Below are 15,045 nucleotides of genomic sequence, written 5' to 3'. Positions count from 1 at the left end.
AACAGCACGGTGGCCGCACCATCGAGGGCGTCGGAGTCCGCATCGCCCAACGACTCCTGGCCCTCACCGCCGCCATCTGGCACAACCGCGCCACCGGCCAACCCGTCACCCGATCCCTGACCGCCTACGACCACTGACCGAGTTACGCATTACTCGTCTAGAGGGCTGCTTGGTCACCGCGGGGCCCAGCTTGCAGCAGGTTCCACCACGATCGCCGCCGCCAATGGGTGACCCGGCGGCACTCCTAGGGCTGTTTCGTCACCGCGGCGGCCTCGGCGTGCAGCAGCTCCAGCACGGTGGCCACCGGCGGTCTGGTGCCGGCCCCGGTGCGCAGGACGGCTTCGATGAGCCTCGCCGCGCGGATGCCTGCCAGCGGGCGGCGCACGATGCGGCGCGACCACGTGCCGGCCAGCGTGTACCGCGGCAGCAACGCGATGCCGTGCCCGGCGGCGACCAGCGCCTCGATGATCCGGAAGTCGTTGATCCGCTGCTTGATCTGCGGCCGCACACCGGTCCGCACCGCCAGCGAGCGCAGCACGTCGTCGACCGGGAAGCCGACGTCCACCGAGATCCACTGCTCCCCGGCCAGCTCGGTGAGGTCGACCCGGCGGCGGCGCGCGAGGCGGTGGCCCAGCGGCAGCGCGACGTCCAGCGGTTCGCGCAGCAGCGGCACCACGTCAAGCCGGTCCGGCGGGAACGGCTCGGCGTGCTCGTCCCGGTGGGTGACCACGATGTCGAAGTCGGCGACCAGCCCGGGCACCTCCGCCGGCGTCATGTCGACGTCCCGCACCTCGACCTCCAGGCCCTCGACCTCGGCGAACCGGTGCAGCAGCCCGGGCAGCAGCATCAGCGCCGCGGACGGGAAGATCGCCACCCGCACCCGCCCGCGCGGCAGGCTGCGGAACACGTCCAGCTCGGCCTCGGCCCGGTCCACCGCGGCGATCACCTCGTCCGCCCGCACCACCAGCGCCCGCCCGGCGTCGGTGAGCCGCAACCCCCGCCCCGCCGGTTCGGTCAGCACCAGCCCGACCTCCGCCTGCAACGCCCGGAGCTGCTGCGACACCGCCGACGGCGTGCAGTGCAGCGCTTTCGCCGCCGCCGTCACGCTCCCGCGGTCCGCGAACTCGCGCAGCACCCGCAACCGACCGACGTCCATGAAGCAACGCTACACAGTAGGTGCAAACAATCTCGATTGTGCTTCATAGTTGCGGGAGGCACGCTGAACACGTCCCCACCCGCCGCCCGACCACCACCCCTGAAGGAGGCGCTGCGCGCCGATGTCTGTTCGCGACCGCTTCCTCGCCCTGTTCGTCGTCGTCCTGTGGGGCCTCAACTTCATCGCGATGCACCCGATGCTCGAGCACTTCCCGCCGCTGTTCGCGGCGGCGCTGCGCTTCGCAGTGATCGCGATCCCGACGATCCTGTTCATCCCGCGCCCGAAGGTGAAGCTGCGCTGGCTCATCGGGTTCGGGCTCGGGTTCGGCACCGGCCAGTTCGCGTTCCTGTTCCTCGCGCTGACCCACGGCATGCCGACCGGTCTCGCGTCGCTGGTGCTGCAGGCGTCCGCGCCGTTCACGGTCCTGCTCGGCGGGATCTTCCTGCGCGAACCGCTCTCCGCGCGGCAGCTGATCGGAATCCTGGCCGCGGTGGCCGGGATGGGCGTGATCGCCTGGCACCGCGCGGAGAACGCCGTGCTGCTGCCGGTCGTGCTCACCCTGCTCGGCGCGCTGTGCTGGGCCGCGGGGAACCTGTGCTCGCGTCAGGCCAGGCCGGACAACCCGATCCACTTCACGCTGTGGATGTCGGTGGTCCCGCCGATCCCGATGTTCGCGTTGTCCACGATCTTCGAAGGCCCGGCCGTGCAGTGGCAGTCGCTGGTCACGCTGGGCACCGGCGAAGGCCTGCTCGGCCTGGCCGGGTTCGCCTACGTGGTGCTGATCGGCACGGTCCTCGGGTCGAGCATCTGGACCGTGCTGATGCGCCGCAACCCGGCCAACGTGGTCGCGCCCTTCTCGCTGCTCGTGCCGGTGGTCGGGATGTCCGCGGCGTTCTTCGTGCTCGGCGAGACCCCGGCGCTGGTCGAAGTGCTGGCCGGCCTGGTCGTGGTGGCCGGGGTGCTGTACGGCTCGCTGCCGAGGCGTCAGCGCTCGGCGGGCGCGCTGCCCGAACTCGTCTCCTCGTGACGGCGGCCCATCCGCTTCTTGACGACGAGGCCGACCACCACGCCCACCACGACGGCGACCGCCAGCGCGACGTAGGAGAACCGGGACAGCCACTTCTCCGCGACCACGCCGAGCGAGTACACCAGCGCCGTCGTGCCGCCCGCCCAGACGATGCCGCCGAGCGCGTTGGCGAACAGGAACCGCGGGTAGTGCATGTGCAGCGACCCGGCGAGCGGGCCGCACAGAATGCGCAGAATCGCGACAAAGCGGCCGAAGAAAACCGCCCAAACCCCGCGTTTCCGGAACATTCGCTCGGCGGCGGCGACATGCGCCGGCCCGAAATGCTTGGGGAATTTCCGCCCGGCCCAGTCGAACAGGCGCCGCCCGCCCTTCCGCCCGATCAGGTAACCGATGCTGTCCCCGGCGATGGCGCCGCCCGCGGCGACGGCGCCGATCAGCCAGGGGTCCAGCCCGTCGTGGTGCGATGCCAGGAGAGCCGCGCTGACCAGCACGATCTCTCCCGGCAACGGGATCCCGAGGCTCTCCGCGCCGATCACCACGCCGACCGTGAGGTAGACCAGGAGCGGCGGGATGGTCTCCAGCCACGCGTCGATGTGCACGGTGAAAGCCCCTTCGGATACCCCGGCGAAATTCTCCGTCAGGGTACCCGCGTCAGGGCTCCAGCATTTCGGCCACCGAAGCGGCCTGCGGAATACCCGCATCGGGTGACAACTGCGCGGTCACCAATTCCGGTTTCACCTCGTGCGGCGTGATCCGGCCGGCCTGGATGTCCTCCGCCCAGTGGCAGGCGACCCGGTGCCCGGCGGCGAGCTCCCGCAGCGCGGGCCGCTCGGTGTCGCACTTGGTCTCCTGCCGCCACGGGCAGCGGGTGTGGAACCGGCAGCCCGACGGCGGATTGGCGGGCGAGGGCAGGTCGCCGGCGAGCAGGATCTGCTCGCGGCTGTCCTCGACCACCGGGTCCGGCACCGGGATCGCCGACAGCAGCGCCCGCGTGTACGGGTGCAGCGGCTCGGCGTAGAGCGACTCCGAGTCGGTCTCCTCGACCAGCGAGCCGAGGTACATCACGCCGATGCGGTCGGAGATGTGCCGGACGACCGCCAGGTCGTGGGCGATCACCAGGTAGGTCAGGCCCAGCGAGTCCTGCAGCTCCTCCAGCAGGTTGATCACCTGCGCCTGCACGGACACGTCCAGCGCGGACACCGGCTCGTCGGCGACGATCAGGTCCGGTTCGACGGCCAGTGCCCGCGCGATGCCGATGCGCTGGCGCTGCCCGCCGGAGAACTCGTGCGGGTACTTCCGCAGCGAGCTCTCCGGCAGACCCACGGCGTTCAGCAGCTCTCGCAAGCGCTTGCGCGTGCTCTCCCGGTCCTTGTCCAGGCCGTGCGCCCGCATGCCCTCGATGAGGATCGACTCCACCGACTGCCGCGGGTCGAGGCTGGACAGCGGGTCCTGGAACACCATCTGCATCCGCCGCCGCATCTTCCGCAGCGACTCGCCCTTGAGCGTCGACAGGTCGGTGCCGTCGAACACCGCGCGTCCACCGGTCGGCTCCACCAGCCGCAGCAGGCTGCGGCCCAGCGTCGTCTTGCCGCAGCCGGACTCGCCGACCAGGCCGTACGTCTCGCCGCGCTGGATCTCCAGATCCACCCCGTCCACCGCGTAGACGTGCCCGACCGTGCGGTCCAGCACGAGCCCGCGCTTGATCGGGAAGTGCACCTGCAGGCCTTCCACGCGCACCAGCGGTTCCGACATCAGCGCACCCCCTCGCCTGCCGCGACCGGACGGCCCACCGGATTGTGGCACCGCAGCATGCCGTTCGAATCGGGTTCGAGTTCCGGCGTGACCTCCCGGCACAGGTCCAGCGCGTTCGGGCAGCGGGGCGCGAACGCGCACCCCTGCGACCACGGGATGTTGTCGGCGACCGACCCCTTGATCGGCACCAGCTTCTCCCCGCGCGGCGCGTCCAGCCGCGGGATCGAGGACAGCAGCCCGTGCGTGTACGGGTGCCGGGCGGAGGCGAACAACGCGTGCCGCTCCGCCCGCTCGACCACCCGGCCGCCGTACATGACGTTGACCTCGTCGCACAGCCCGGCGACCACGCCGAGGTCGTGCGTGATCATGATCAGCGCGGTGCCGGTGTCGCGCACCAGCTCGGACAGCAGCGCCAGGATCTGCGCCTGGATCGTCACGTCCAGCGCGGTGGTCGGCTCGTCCGCGATCAGCAGCCGCGGACGGCAGGCCAGCGCGATCGCGATGAGCGCGCGCTGCCGCATGCCGCCGGAGAGCTGGTGCGGGTACTCCGACAACCGCCGGTTCGGGTCCGGGATGCCGACGCGGTCGAGCAGGTCCGCCGCCTCGACCGTCGCCTGCTTGCGGTCCATCTTCCGGTGCCGTTCCAGCACCTCGGTGATCTGCAGGCCGATCGGGATCACCGGGTTCAGCGACGACAGCGGGTCCTGGAACACCATGCCCAGGTCGCGGCCGCGCCGGTCGCGCAGCTGCTTGTCGGACAGCCGCAGCAGGTCGGTGTCCTCGAACATCACCTGGCCGGTGACCTTCGCGCCGCGCTTGGGCAGCAGGCCCATGATCGCGAGCGCGGTCACCGACTTGCCGCTGCCGGACTCGCCGACCAAGCCGACCGTGCGGCCCGGCTCGACGTCGAAACTGACCCCGTCCACCGCGGTGAACGGGCGGGTTCCCTTGCGGGAGAAGACGACCGACAGGTCGCGTACTTGCAGGAGACTCAACGCGCTACCGCCTGTTCTTCGGGTCGAGCGCCTCGCGCAGCGACTCGCCGAGCAGCGTGAACCCCAGCGCCACCACGACGATCGCGATGGCCGGGTAGAACGCCAGGCTCGGCTTGACGTCCAGCAGGGTCTGGGCCTGTGCCAGCATCAGCCCCCACTCGGCGCGGCTGGGATCGTTGTCGCCGAGGCCGAGGAACGACAGCGCCGCCACGTCGATGATCGACGTCGCCAGCGTCAGCGTCGCCTGCACGACCACCGGCCCGAGCGAGTTCGGCAGCATGTGCCGGAACACGATCGTGCTGCGCCGCACGCCCAGCGCGGTCGCCGCCAGCACGTGGTCGCTCGATCTCTGTGAGAGCATCGCGCCGCGCAGCAGCCGGGCGAAGATCGGCACGCTCACCACCGCGACCGCGATGATGACCGTCCACTGTGTCCCTTGCGAGAACAGCGCGGCCACCGAGATCGCCAGCAGCAGCGAGGGAATCGCGAGCAGGATGTCGGTGAACCGCATCAGCAGCGTGTCCACCCAGCCGCCCAGCGCGCCGGCCAGACCGCCGATGACCATGCCGACCGCCAGCCCGATCAAGGTGGCGACGACACCGACGATCAGTGTCTGCTGCGCGCCGACCAGCAGGCGGGAGAAGAAGTCGTACCCGCGGTGGTCGCTGCCGAGCACGAACCCGTCCATCGGGCCGGGGATGAAGTCCGGCCGCAGGTTCACGCGCAGCTCGTCGTAGGGGATGTAGGGGTTCTTCGGCGCCAGGAACGGGGCCAGGATCGCCAGCAGCACGAACAGGACCGTGATGACCGCGCCGGTGATCGCCACCGGGTTCCGCAGCATCCGCCGGACCGCGTCCGCCGCCAGGCTGGTGCCACCGGCCTCCGCCAGGTCGTCGATGCGTTCGGCCTTGCGCCGCAACATGGAGGTCATCGCACCCGCACCCTCGGATCGATGATGGCGTAGGAGATGTCGACCAGGATGTTGACGACGACGTACACCAGCGCGGCCAGCAGCAGCAACGCCTGCAGCCGCGGGTAGTCACGGCGCTCGATCCCCTGCGCCAGCAGGGATCCGAGCCCGTTCCAGTTGAACACCTTCTCGGTGAGCACGGCCCCGGCGAGCAGCAGACCGGTTTGCAGGCCGATCGTCGTCGACACCGGCAGCAGCGCGTTGCGCAGCACGTGCCGCTGGCGGATCGTCGTCGTGGTCAGGCCCTTGGACTCCGCGGTGCGCACGAAGTCCTCCTGCTGCACGTCCAGCACCGAGGCGCGGGTGATCCGCACGATCACCGCGAACGGGATGCTGGCCAGCGCGATCGAGGGCAGGATCAGGTGCTTGATCGCGTCCCACGTCGCGTCCAGCTCACCGGTGAGCAGGCCGTCCAGGGTGAAGAAGCCGGTGATGTGCGTGGCGTCGATGGTCACGTCCTGGCGCCCGGACGGCGGCAGGATGCCCAGCTTCTGCGCGAACACGTACTTGAGCAGCACGCCGAAGAAGAACACCGGCACCGCGACGCCGACCAGGGTGGTCAGCACGGTGGCGTTGTCCAGGAACCGGCCCCGGTAGCGGGCGGCGAGGTATCCCATCGGGATGCCGAAACCGACCGCGAGGACCAGCGCCGCGAGCGCGAGTTCGATGGTGGCGGGGAAGGCGCGCCCGATCTCGGCGAGCACGGTGTCGCCGCTGATCAGGGACGAGCCGAAGTCACCGGTGACGACGCGGCCGAGGAACTTGAAGTACTGGACGAAGATCGGTTGATCCAGTCCGAGCACGCTGTTCAGGGACGCGACCTTCTCCGGCGTCGCCTTGTCGCCGAGCAGCGCGGTAGCGGGGCCACCGGGCAGCAGGCGGAGCCAGGCGAAGACCAGGATGGAGAGCACGAGGAGCGTCGGGATCGCTTGCAGCAGCCGACGCGTGAGGAATCGGAGCATGTGAGTGCCTCGGAGACCGCACCGAAGCGGGAAAGCGCGCCGGGCACGCTTCCCCGCCCTCGGTGGCGGAACTCAGCCCTTGGTGACCGTGTAGAAGCGCTCGTCGGTCAGCGGGGTCGGGATCAGGCCCTGGACATCGGACCGCACCACGATCCCCGGCGGCGACGACGAGAGCGGGACCGCCGGGACGTACTGCGAGATCAGCACGCTGGCGCTCTCGTAGGCCGACTTCTTGGTCTCCGGCGTCGTCTGGGCGTCGGCGTTGGACAGCGCGTCGAAGATCTGCGGGTTGTCGAAGCCGAACTCCGGCTTGGTGCGCCCGAAGAACGTGCCGACGAAGTTGCCCGGGTCGGCGTAGTCACCGGTCCAGCCGAGCAGGTGCAGGTCGTGCTTGCCCGCCTTCTGCACGGAGTCCTTGTACCCGCCGTTCCACGGCTCCTGGACCACGTTGACCTTGATGCCGACGGCCTTCAGGTCGTCGGTGATCGCGGCGGCGATGTCCACCGGGTTCGGCATGTAGGGCCGGGTGACCTCGGTCGGGACGTAGAAGTTCAGCGTCAGGTCGCTCGCGCCGGCCTCGGCCAGCAACTGCCGGGCGGTGTCGGCGTTGTAGCTGTGCTTCTCCACCGCGGGGGTGTAGCCGGGCACGTTGTTCGGCAGGAACTGGTCCTGCGGGTAGGCGCCGGACGGCATCCGGTTCTTGACCAGCTGGTCCTTGTTGATCGCGAACTCGATCGCCTTGCGGACCCGCACGTCCTGCAGCTTCGGGTTGTTCTTCTGGTTGATGCCCAGGTACAGGATGTTGAAGGCGGGCCGGATCAGGACCTGGTCGCCTGCCTGCTTGAGCGAGTTGTAGTCCGCCGGGCTCGGGAAGTCGTAGCCGTCGATGGTGCCCGCGGCCAGCTCCTGCTTACGGGCGTTCTCGTCCGGGATGATCTTGAAGATCAGCCTGGCCGTCTTGGCCTTCTCGCCCCAGTAGTCCTCGTTGCGGACCAGGGTGATCGTGTTGTTGGCCTTGTCGAAGCTCTCGAACTTGTACGGCCCGGTGCCCGTCGGGTGGTCCGTGGCGTAGGCCGGGTAGGTGAACGCCTCACCGCTCTGGGTCACGTTGTCGGCGTCGTACTTCTTCAGCGCGTCCGGGCTCGACATGGACAGCGAGGTCAGGCCGAACGCGTCCGGGAAGGCGCCCTTGGCCTTGTTGAGGTTGAGGACGGCGGTGTGCTCGTCCTTGGCCTCGCAGCTCTTGTAGACCGGGTCGCCGCTGATGTCGCCTTCGTTCTGCGCGAAGCCCTCGAAGACGTCGCCGTAGTAGATCATCTGGCTCTGGGCGGCGGCGCCCTTCATGTTGTACCAGCGGTCGAAGTTGAAGCAGACCGCCGCGGCGTTGAACGGGGTGCCGTCGTGGAACTTGACGCCCTGCCGCAGCGTGAAGGTCCAGGTGGTGTTGCCGTTGCTCGGCGTCCACGCCGTGGCCAGGCCGCCCTCCAGTTCGGTGGTGCCCGGCTTGTAGGTGACCAGGGTGTCGAACATCTGGCGGGCGGGGCGGAAGCTTTCGCCGTCGTCGTTGAAGATCGGATCGAAGTTCTTCGGGGCACCGGCCGCGCCGAAGATGAAGGTGTCGCTGGCGCTGTCGCCCGAGCCGCGCTCGGAAGCGCAAGCGGCCGTCGTGACCGCGAGGGCGCCGGCAAGCCCGATCAGGGCGATGCGGCGCAACCCAACTGCCCGCGTTGGGAGCATGGTGGCACTCCTAGGAGAAAGTTCGGGTACGTGATCGACGACCCTAGTCCGCATGTTGGGAATTCGTTAAGCGCGTGAGGTTACGATCGCGCTACGTCAAACCGGACGTGCGAACACATTTGGCTTACGGGGTTACGTTCAGTGCTCACCCTGCGTAAGTTCGGACGAAAGTACTAGGCCGTTCGGGTGTACGTACTGGTGGGTAAGGTCAACGGCGAACCAACCACATTCGAACCGCTGCCACGCGGTCAGCGGGCCTCGAATGCCCTCGCCGTCCCTCGACACTGCCCGTTCGAGCCGAGTTTCGGCGTCCGGGCCCGCGACCCAGCACAGCGCGGACAGGCGGGGCCGGATCGAGGCGCGGCCGGAGGACACCCCTTCGAGGACGACTACGTCGACCGGGTGAACCGTGCGGACGGGCCCCGGCCGCGGCTCACCGGTGGTCCAGTCCAGTGGGCGGTAGACGGCGGGACGGCCCGCGGCGAGCGGGTCGAGGACCTCGGAGACGAGCCGCGGCCACCAGGCGACCGGGTCGTCCCACGTCGCGTAGTGGTCGGTGGCGACGACCGCGGTCGCCGCGCCGCGTGCCCGGAAGTCGGCGGCGAGTCGCGCCGCGAAGGTGGTCTTGCCCGCGCCGGACGGGCCGTCGACGGCGACCAGCCGGACCCGCCCGCAGCGGGGCGGGCCGGCCAGCACGTCGTCGGCCAGCGTCAAAGGGCGCGGCGGCCGGAGAGGGCGCGGCCGAGGGTGAGCTCGTCGGCGAACTCGAGGTCGCCGCCCATCGGCAGGCCGGACGCGAGCCGGGTGACGGTCAGGCCGGGGAAGTCCCGCAGCATCCGCACCAGGTAGGTCGCGGTGGCCTCGCCCTCGGTGTTCGGGTCGGTCGCGATGATCACCTCGGTGACCTGTTCCGCGCCGAGCCTGGCCAGCAGCTCGCGGATGCGCAGCTGGTCCGGACCGATGCCGGACAGCGGGTCGAGCGCGCCGCCCAGCACGTGGTAGCGGCCCTTGAACTCGCGGGTGCGCTCGACGGCGAGCACGTCCTTGGGTTCCTCGACCACGCAGATCAGCGACGTGTCACGCCGGGCGTCCCGGCAGATGCGGCACTGCTGCTGTTCGGAGACGTTGCCGCAGATCTCGCAGAACTGCACGCCCTCGCGGACCTTGCCGAGCACGTCCTGCAGCCGGGCGATGTCGGCCGGGTCGGCGGCGAGCAGGTGGAACGCGATCCGCTGCGCGCTCTTCGGACCGATGCCGGGCAGGTGTCCCAGCTCGTCGATCAGGTCCTGGACTACGCCTTCGTACAACGGGGCCCGCTACTTCAGGCCGGGCAGACCGAGTCCGCCGAGGTCGGGCATGCCGCCGCCACCGCCGAGGGCGCCGGCGACCGGGCCGAGCTTCTCCTCGGTGAGCTTCTGGGCGCTGCTCATCGCGTCCCGCACCGCGGCGACCACCAGGTCGGCGAGCGTCTCGGTGTCGTCAGGGTCGACCGCCTTCGGGTCGATCTGCAGGGACTTCAGCTCCATGCCGCCGGTGACGGTCGCCTTGACCAGGCCACCGCCGGAGGTGCCGGTCACCTCGGTGCGGGCGAGCTCCTCCTGCGCGGCGACGAGCTGCTGCTGCATCTGCTGCGCCTGCTGCAGGATGGCCTGCATGTCGGGCATTCCACCGCCGGGTTGCACCATGATCCCCGTTTCGTCGTGCTGTCCTGTGGGTCCCAGCGTAGCTCGGTCGGCTGTGGCACCGTGTTCGCCGTGCGCAGTCTCGTGGGGTTGGTGCTGAGCGGGGTGCTGCTGGTCGCGGGGTGCTCGTCGCCCGTGCCGCCACCGCCCGTTCCGTCCGCGGCGGCGCGGGTGTCTTCGGCTCCCGCACCGGCGTCGTCGTCTGTGACCTCGTCGGTCGCGCGGGAACCGGTGACGGTGGTGCTGGACCCCGGGCACAACGGCGGCAACGCGCGGCGGCCGGACGTGATCAACGCCCCGGTGCCCGCCGGACGCGGCGAGACGAAGCCGTGCAACACGACGGGGACCGCGACGGACCGGGGGTACGCGGAGCACGCGTTCAACTGGGACGTGGCGCAGCGGGTGGGTTCGCTGTTGGAGGCGCAGGGGGTGCGGGTGGTCTACACGCGCGCCGACGACACCGGGGTGGGCCCGTGCGTGAACGAGCGGGCGGCGATCGGAAACCGAGCCGGCGCGGCGGCGGTGGTGTCGATCCACGCGGACGGCGCCACGTCGGCGGGCGCCAGGGGCTTCCACGTGGCGTACTCGGCACCCCCACTGAACGCGGCGCAGGGCGCGCCGTCGGTGGAGCTGGCCGAGGCGGTGCGTTCGGGTTTGCTCGCCGGGGGTTTCCCGTTGTCCAACTACCTGGGGTCCGACGGCTTGGCCCCGCGGGATGATCTGGCCGGGTTGAACCTCTCGGAACGCCCCGCGGTCCTGGTGGAGTGCGGGAACATGCGAAATGCCGCGGAGGCCGCGGCGATGTCCAGTGTGGACGGACGAGCCCGCTACGCCGCGGCGATCGCTTCCGGCGTGGTGGCTTTCTTGCGGGAGCACGCGGGTTTCTGATCCCTGGGCGGGTTTGGCTCGTTCCAGGGCATGCCCCACTCCGTGGGGCCAGCGGCTCCGGCACCCCGAGCTGGCCCGCATCCGCAGCCTCTGTCCCACGCCACGCCCGGATTCCGCCGCCTTCCCCCACTCCGTGGGGCCAGCAACTCCAGCCCGGCAAGCCAGCCTGCCCACCGCGCAGCACTGCCCCGCTCCCGCGCCCACCAGCCCCACGCCGTTGACCCCCAACTGTGGAAGCGGCGCCACGCGCGGAGTCCGCGGCGCTTCGCGCAGCCCCACTCCGTGGGGGCCACCGGCTCAGGCGAGCCGCCGGAGCACAGCACACCGCGTTGGCCCGCTCCCGTGGCCGCCAGGCCACACCGGGCGCGGCTCCCGCAACCCTGTGTGCAGCCACTGCGCGGTGTGGCCCGCGCTCCCGCGCCACCAGGCCACACCGAGTGCGGCTCCCGCGGCTCTGCACGCAGCCACTGTGCGGTGTTGATCCGCTCCCGCGCCACCAGGCCACACCGGGCGCGGCCCCCGCAACCCTGTACGCAGCCACCGCGCACCGTGAATCCACTCCCGCGGCACCAGCCCCCACCGGGTGCCGCCCCCGCAGCCACCGCGCAGTGGCCGCTCCGTGGCCGCCAGGCCACCGGGCGCGGCCCCCGCAGCCCTTCACGCAGCCACCGCGCACCCGTGAATCCACTCCCGCGGCACCAGCCCCCACCGGGTGCGGCTCCCGCAGCCACCGCGCAGCGTTGGCCGCTCCGTGGCCGCCAGCGCCCGACCCGCCCACCGCGGGGGTCAGTCGATCGGCCGTGCGCCCAGGTGTTCGGCCAGCAGGCGGCGCGCCTGTTCCTCCGGGTCGTTCTGCGGTGCGGGCGCGATGTCCGGCACCGGCCCGCCCGTTTCGGCCATCATCGATTCCTCGTCCTCCGGCTCGGGCGGGAGGGGGATGTCGTCCGCGGGCTCCGGGGGCGGCTGCGGCGCCCTCGGCGCGGGCTCGGGCGGTGGGGCCGGGGCGGCCGCCGGCGTCGGGCGCTGGAAGGTTCGCTGTTGCTGCTGCGGGGCCTCCCGCGTGGGCGGGTTCGGGCGCGGGCTCGGGCCGCCGTCGCGGCGGGCAGAACCTCCTCCGCCGCCACCGCCGTGCACGCACCGCACCTGCCACGTTCCGCCGAGCACCTCGTGCAGCGCGCCGGCGATGAAGTCCGCGTTGCGCGGCTCCGACAACCGCCGCGCGAGGGGCTCCGCGCTGTGCGCCAGCACGACCGTCGAACCCTCGACGCTCTGCACCGTCGCGTTGATCATCATCGCTTCGGTGCTGCGGCTCGTCTTGCGGATGGCGGCCAGCAGGTCCGGCCAGACCCGGCGGATCGCGGCCGCGTCGATCCCGCCCGGCGCGGGCGCCCCGGCGGGAGCCTCGTCGGGGACCGCGGGCTCGGTGGGGCGCCGCACCGGCGCCTCCGGCGCCGCGGGACCGGCAGCAGGACCGGCAGCAGGACGCGACGCCGCCGGAGCCGGGCGCGCAGCCGCGGGCTCCGGCGCGGCGGTCGGCTCAGTGGCCCGGCGGACCGGTGCTTCCGGCGCCGGACGGGCAGCAGCCTCAGCGGCCGGCCGTGACGGCGCGGCAGCCACCTCGGCGGCAGCCGCCGGAGCCGCCGCGCGTTGCGACGGCCGCTGGAACCGCTCGGGTGCGGCAGCGGCGACCTGCCCATCAGCGGCGGGCAGGCTTCCCCCGCCGCTCACGGTGACCCGCCGCTCCAGGCGCTCCAACCGCTGCAGCACCGCCGCTTCGCTTTCCGACGCCGACGGCAGCAGCATCCGGGCGCACAACAGCTCCAGCAGCAGCCGCGGCGCGGTGGCGCCCCGCATCTCCAGCAGGCCGTTGTGCACGATCTCCGCGTACCGGGTCAGCGTCGCCAGGCCGGCGCGCTCGGCCTGCGCCGTCATGCGGTCCAGCTCGTCCGCGGGCGCCGACACCAGGTTGCGCGCCGCCGCGTCCGGGACCGACCGCAGCAGCACCAGGTCACGCAGCCGGTCAAGCAGGTCGCTGGCGAAGCGTCGCGGCTCGTGCCCGGCCTCGACCAGGCGCTCGACCGTTCCGAACACCGCAGCCGAGTCGTCCGCGGCGAGGCCGTCGATCATGTCGTCAATCAGCGCCGAGTCGGTGACGCCGAGCAGCGAGATGGCCCTGTCGTACGTCACGCCGTCCGGGCCCGCGCCGGCCAGCAGCTGGTCCAGCACCGACTGGGTGTCGCGCGCCGAGCCGCCGCCCGCGCGGATCACCAGCGGGTACACGGCCGGGTCGACGTGGATGCCCTCGGCCGCGACGTTGCGCTCCAGCAGGTCACGCATCGCGCTCGGCGGGATCAGCCGGAAGGGGTAGTGGTGCGTCCGCGACCGGATGGTGGGCAGCACCTTGTCCGGTTCGGTGGTCGCGAAGATGAAGATCAGGTGCTCCGGCGGCTCCTCGACGATCTTCAGCAGGGCGTTGAAACCCTGCGTCGTGACCATGTGGGCCTCGTCGATGATGAACACCCGGTACCGCGACTCGGCGGGCGCGTAGAAGGCGCGGTCGCGCAGCTCGCGGGCGTCGTCGACACCACCGTGGCTGGCCGCGTCGAGCTCGGTGACGTCGATGCTGCCCGGCCCCTCGGGCGCCAGCGCGCGGCACGAATCGCACTTGCCGCACGGGTCCGGGGTGGGGCCTTCGACGCAGTTCAGCGAACGGGCCATGATGCGCGCGCTGGACGTCTTGCCGCAACCGCGCGGCCCGCTGAACAGGTACGCGTGGTTGATGCGGCCCGCGGTGAGGGCGGCACGCAGCGGTTCGGTGACGTGCTCCTGCCCGACGACCTCGGCGAAGGTCGCCGGACGGTACTTGCGGTAGAGAGCCAGGGCCACGAGGCGAGAGTACCGGCCGCCACCGACAAGCTCGGACTAGCCTGCTGGGCGTGACCCGCCGCTTCTACGACCGGCTGGCCGCGGACTACCACCGCATCTACGCGGACTGGCCGTCGAGCGTCCGCCGCCAGGGCGAAGCGCTGCACCGGCTGCTGGGCGGACACCCGCAGCGGGTGCTGGACTGCGCGTGCGGCATCGGCACGCAGGCCGTCGGCCTGGCCGCGCTCGGGCACCGTGTGGTCGGCACCGATCTCAGCCCCGGCGCGCTGGCCCGGGTGCCCGACCTCCCGGTCGCCGCCGCCGACATGCGCGCCCTGCCGTTCCCGGCCGCGACCTTCGACGCCGTCGTCTGCGCCGACAACTCACTCCCACACCTGCTCACGCCCGAGGACGTGCTCCGGGCGCTCACCGAGATGCACCGCGTCCTGCGCGAACCCGGCCGGCTGATCCTGAGCACCCGCGACTACGACGAGGCAAGACGCACCCACCCCGCCGCCACACCCCCGTCAGTGCACGAGGCCCCGGACGGCCGCACGATCACTTTCCAACTCTGGCACTGGCACCCCGATGGCGAACGTTACGACGTGGAGCTGTTCCAGGTACTCCCCGACCTGACAGTCAAGATCCACGCGACGACGTACTGGGCGATCACCCGCGCTGAGTTGCAGGACCTGGTCGACGTGGCTGGATTCTCCGGACCGATGTGGCACGAGCCTGAGGAGAGCGGCTTCTTCCAGCCGATCCTGACAGCCGAAACCTGAGCTGGTCCAAACCCAACGCGCCCAGCGCCCGCCAGGCCGAGGAGCTCGCACCGTGGGGGCCCGGGGGGTCGCCCCCCGAAAGACACAGTGGACGAAGTCCCCTTTCAAGAAGGGCGAGGCCCTTCATGAAAGGGGACCCCCGCACCCGTCAGAGCCTGCTTATCCTTGCTGCCTTCCGGCCCTGGGGAGGTTCACAGGATGGACGCCGCGGGGGTCCGCCTTCAGTGTA

At 71.2% G+C, this 15,045-nt stretch carries 14 protein-coding genes, 1 other RNA gene and 1 pseudogene; 4 read left to right on the top strand and 12 right to left on the bottom strand.

Annotation, left to right across the window (positions count from 1 at the left end):
* A pseudogene (locus tag ABZ215_RS04780) lies at positions 1–137 on the top strand (IS982 family transposase); the annotation flags it as partial.
* A 107-nt stretch (positions 138–244) separates the two neighbouring features.
* Here ABZ215_RS04780 and ABZ215_RS04775 read toward each other — a convergent pair.
* Complete coding sequence (locus ABZ215_RS04775; protein WP_237335637.1) at positions 245–1,156, bottom strand: LysR family transcriptional regulator; 912 nt, start codon at positions 1,154–1,156, stop codon at positions 245–247.
* A 121-nt stretch (positions 1,157–1,277) separates the two neighbouring features.
* On the opposite strand from ABZ215_RS04775, the gene ABZ215_RS04770 reads away from it, so the two are divergent.
* The gene (locus ABZ215_RS04770) at positions 1,278–2,183 is read left to right on the top strand and encodes an EamA family transporter (RefSeq protein ID WP_354947761.1); all 906 of its coding nucleotides are present in this window, start codon (positions 1,278–1,280) and stop codon (positions 2,181–2,183) included.
* Here ABZ215_RS04770 and ABZ215_RS04765 read toward each other — a convergent pair.
* The 9 genes from ABZ215_RS04765 to ABZ215_RS04725 all read right to left on the bottom strand — a co-directional run bounded on the left by ABZ215_RS04765 (position 2,141) and on the right by ABZ215_RS04725 (position 10,284).
* Positions 2,141–2,782 (bottom strand): DedA family protein, encoded by a 642-nt coding sequence (locus ABZ215_RS04765; protein ID WP_354947759.1) that lies wholly within the window; start codon positions 2,780–2,782, stop codon positions 2,141–2,143. The two genes, ABZ215_RS04770 and ABZ215_RS04765, sit on opposite strands and share 43 nt — an antisense overlap.
* Before the next feature lie 52 nt (positions 2,783–2,834).
* Positions 2,835–3,935, bottom strand: a complete 1,101-nt coding sequence (locus ABZ215_RS04760; RefSeq protein WP_020420272.1) for an ABC transporter ATP-binding protein — start codon at positions 3,933–3,935, stop codon at positions 2,835–2,837.
* Entirely contained in the window at positions 3,935–4,930 is a 996-nt protein-coding gene (locus ABZ215_RS04755) for an ABC transporter ATP-binding protein (protein WP_354947757.1), read from the bottom strand. The genes ABZ215_RS04760 and ABZ215_RS04755 overlap by 1 nt, the downstream gene beginning before the upstream one ends.
* 4 nt (positions 4,931–4,934) lie before the next feature.
* Entirely contained in the window at positions 4,935–5,861 is a 927-nt protein-coding gene (locus ABZ215_RS04750) for an ABC transporter permease (RefSeq protein WP_020420270.1), read from the bottom strand.
* Complete coding sequence (locus tag ABZ215_RS04745) at positions 5,858–6,862, bottom strand: ABC transporter permease (RefSeq protein WP_354712687.1); 1,005 nt, start codon at positions 6,860–6,862, stop codon at positions 5,858–5,860. The genes ABZ215_RS04750 and ABZ215_RS04745 overlap by 4 nt, the downstream gene beginning before the upstream one ends.
* A gap of 72 nt (positions 6,863–6,934) precedes the next feature.
* The gene (locus tag ABZ215_RS04740) at positions 6,935–8,599 is read right to left on the bottom strand and encodes an ABC transporter substrate-binding protein (RefSeq protein WP_354947755.1); all 1,665 of its coding nucleotides are present in this window, start codon (positions 8,597–8,599) and stop codon (positions 6,935–6,937) included.
* A 138-nt stretch (positions 8,600–8,737) separates the two neighbouring features.
* Positions 8,738–9,295 carry a uridine kinase gene (locus ABZ215_RS04735; RefSeq protein ID WP_020420267.1) on the bottom strand — a complete coding sequence of 186 codons (558 nt, stop codon included), beginning with the start codon at positions 9,293–9,295 and terminating at the stop codon, positions 8,738–8,740.
* Positions 9,296–9,309: 14 nt separating this feature from the next.
* Positions 9,310–9,906, bottom strand: coding sequence for a recombination mediator RecR (gene recR / locus ABZ215_RS04730; protein WP_017985548.1), 597 nt, complete (start codon positions 9,904–9,906; stop codon positions 9,310–9,312).
* 9 nt (positions 9,907–9,915) lie between these two features.
* The gene (locus tag ABZ215_RS04725; protein ID WP_027936203.1) at positions 9,916–10,284 is read right to left on the bottom strand and encodes a YbaB/EbfC family nucleoid-associated protein; all 369 of its coding nucleotides are present in this window, start codon (positions 10,282–10,284) and stop codon (positions 9,916–9,918) included.
* 60 nt (positions 10,285–10,344) lie between these two features.
* Here ABZ215_RS04725 and ABZ215_RS04720 point away from each other — a divergent pair, with 60 nt between their 5' ends.
* Entirely contained in the window at positions 10,345–11,169 is an 825-nt protein-coding gene (locus ABZ215_RS04720; RefSeq protein WP_354947753.1) for an N-acetylmuramoyl-L-alanine amidase, read from the top strand.
* Between the two features lie 786 nt (positions 11,170–11,955).
* Here the strand turns inward: ABZ215_RS04720 and ABZ215_RS04715 are convergent.
* Positions 11,956–14,055, bottom strand: coding sequence for a DNA polymerase III subunit gamma and tau (locus ABZ215_RS04715; protein WP_354947751.1), 2,100 nt, complete (start codon positions 14,053–14,055; stop codon positions 11,956–11,958).
* 50 nt (positions 14,056–14,105) lie between these two features.
* On the opposite strand from ABZ215_RS04715, the gene ABZ215_RS04710 reads away from it, so the two are divergent.
* Positions 14,106–14,816 carry a class I SAM-dependent methyltransferase gene (locus tag ABZ215_RS04710; protein ID WP_354947749.1) on the top strand — a complete coding sequence of 237 codons (711 nt, stop codon included), beginning with the start codon at positions 14,106–14,108 and terminating at the stop codon, positions 14,814–14,816.
* Between the two features lie 125 nt (positions 14,817–14,941).
* Here the strand turns inward: ABZ215_RS04710 and ffs are convergent.
* An RNA gene (gene ffs, locus ABZ215_RS04705) (signal recognition particle sRNA small type) lies at positions 14,942–15,038 on the bottom strand.
* Positions 15,039–15,045: the final 7 nt, after the last annotated feature.

The organism is Amycolatopsis sp. NPDC006131 (assembly GCF_040614175.1).
Lineage (GTDB): Bacteria > Actinomycetota > Actinomycetes > Mycobacteriales > Pseudonocardiaceae > Amycolatopsis_E > Amycolatopsis_E tucumanensis.
This window is presented reverse-complemented; position numbering and strand designations above follow the sequence as displayed.